Genomic DNA, 2,362 nt, shown 5'->3' on the forward strand with positions numbered 1-2,362 from the left:
AAGTGTATAGAAAATGAAATTCTCATGTATCTAAGGAAAACAAATAAAATAAAAAATGAAATTTCTTTTGATGAACCATTAAATATTGATTGGGATGGAAATGAACTCTTATTATCTGATATATTAGGTACAGAAGGAGATATTATCTATAAATATATAGAAGACGAAGTAGATAGGGAATTGTTAAATCAGGCGATTCAGAAACTATCCTATAGGGAGAAAACAATTGTAGAATTGAGATTTGGATTAATAAATGGGGTGGAACAAACACAAAAAGAAGTGGCAGATTTACTAGGAATCTCTCAATCCTATATATCAAGATTAGAAAAAAGAATAATAAAGAGGCTCCAAAAAGAAATGAGCCGACTAATATAAAAAATTATCGATAGAATATCGATAATTTTTTTATATGCTTCAATTAAAATGAATAAAAACTATTCTAAAGGAAATAATTTAATTTGAAAGGGGCAAATCATCGTGAAAGGATGAAAGTAAATGCATACATCAAAAGTTGAGATATGTGGTGTTAATACTGCAAAACTACCAGTTTTAACAAATAAAGAAATGAAAGCATTATTTATTAAGATAAAAGATGGCGACACTGAAGCGAGAGAAGAATTTATACAAGGGAATTTAAGACTTGTTTTAAGTATTATACAAAGATTTAATAGAAGAGGCGAGCCAGTAGATGATTTGTTTCAAGTAGGATGCATAGGACTAATAAAAGCAATTGATAATTTTGATTTGAGTCATAATGTAAGGTTTTCTACTTATGCAGTCCCTATGATTATTGGAGAGATTAGGAGATATTTAAGAGATAATAATCCTATAAGAGTAAGTAGGTCTTTAAGGGATATTGCATATAAGGCATTACAAGCAAGAGACCAATTAATATATAAAAATTCTAAGGAGCCAACAATAACTGAAATAGCAAAAGAATTAGATTTACCAAAGGAAGAAGTAGTTTTTGCTCTTGAAGCTATCCAAGAGCCTATTTCGCTTTTTGAACCCATATTCCATGATAGTGGAGATGCTATATTTGTGCTAGATCAGGTGAAAGATGACAAAGAAGAAGATGGTGTATGGATAAAAGGAATTTCTTTAGATGAAGCATTGAAGAAACTAAATACAAGAGAAAGAGATATATTAAATTTAAGGTTTTTTGAAGGGAAAACTCAAATGGAGGTAGCTGATGAAATTGGGATTTCTCAAGCTCAAGTTTCGAGGCTAGAAAAAAATGCCTTAAGACAAATGAGAAAGCATGTATAATTCCTAATCCACTAATTTATTGTAATATTAATTATTTTTTAAAATATAATTAATATAAGGAAAAAATAAAGAGGTGGAAGAATGTTAGGGATTTCTGATATAAAAACTAAAGAAGTTATTAATATTGCTACAGGTGAAAGACTAGGATATGTGTATGATTTTGAAATTGATATGGAGAAGGGTAAAATAACATCATTTGTTCTTCCCAGTAATACTAAAGGATTAGGTATATTTTCTAAACCAAATGATATTATAATTTACTGGGAAGATATAATTAAAATAGGCGCAGATACAATTTTAATAGATATTTCAGAGGAAATATAAAATTAGACAATTGATCTTCTTTATATTATAATTAAAATATGATATAAAGAGGTGAAAGTATGAAATGCCCGTTTTGTAATTTTATGGAATCTAAAGTAGTGGATTCCCGTCCTACAGATGAAGGACAAGCCACAAGAAGACGTAGGGAATGTATGGGATGTGAAAAAAGATTTACTACTTATGAAAAGATTGAAGAGATACCAATCATTGTAGTCAAAAAAGATGGAAATAGGGAACCTTATGATAGAAATAAATTGTTAAATGGGATTATTAAATCCTGTGAGAAAAGGCCAGTTTCTATGAATACAATGGAAAGTATGGTAGACTCCATAGAAAAGGAGTTATCTAATTCTCTGGAAAGAGAAATAACTTCCGAGGCCATAGGTGAACTGGTAATGGGGCAATTAAAAGATATTGATGAAGTGGCTTATGTTAGATTTGCATCAGTATATAGACAGTTTAAAGATGTAAATTCTTTTATGGAAGAAATAAGAAGAATATTAGATGAATAGCCTATATGAAGCAAAAGTATTTGTTTTTAACACAAATAATTTTGCTTTTTGAATATTAGTTATTATATAGCTATAAAGATTAGGTGATAAAATGGACTTATTTACTATGTCAATGGAAGATAATTTATCGAAAAATGCACCCTTAGCAGATAAAATGAGGCCTAGAACTATAGAAGAGTTTGTAGGACAAAAACATTTGCTAGGTAAAGATAAGTTTTTAAATAGATCAATCAAAGCAGATAGAATAACATCAATGA

General features: G+C 29.0%; 4 protein-coding genes. All 4 read left to right on the top strand.

The window, feature by feature from the left end:
* A partial coding sequence (locus VK071_12715; protein HLR36174.1) for a sigma-70 family RNA polymerase sigma factor occupies nt 1-375 on the top strand: 375 nt, incomplete at its 5' end.
* A 120-nt stretch (nt 376-495) separates the two neighbouring features.
* The gene (sigG, locus tag VK071_12720) at nt 496-1,269 is read left to right on the top strand and encodes an RNA polymerase sporulation sigma factor SigG (GenBank protein HLR36175.1); all 774 of its coding nucleotides are present in this window, start codon (nt 496-498) and stop codon (nt 1,267-1,269) included.
* 81 nt (nt 1,270-1,350) lie between these two features.
* Complete coding sequence (locus VK071_12725) at nt 1,351-1,593, top strand: YlmC/YmxH family sporulation protein (protein HLR36176.1); 243 nt, start codon at nt 1,351-1,353, stop codon at nt 1,591-1,593.
* A gap of 59 nt (nt 1,594-1,652) precedes the next feature.
* On the top strand, nt 1,653-2,105 hold the full coding sequence (gene nrdR, locus VK071_12730) for a transcriptional regulator NrdR (protein HLR36177.1): 453 nt from the start codon (nt 1,653-1,655) through the stop codon (nt 2,103-2,105).
* Nucleotides 2,106-2,362 lie beyond the last annotated feature (257 nt).

The organism is Tissierellales bacterium (assembly GCA_035301805.1).
Lineage (GTDB): Bacteria > Bacillota > Clostridia > Tissierellales > DATGTQ01 > DATGTQ01.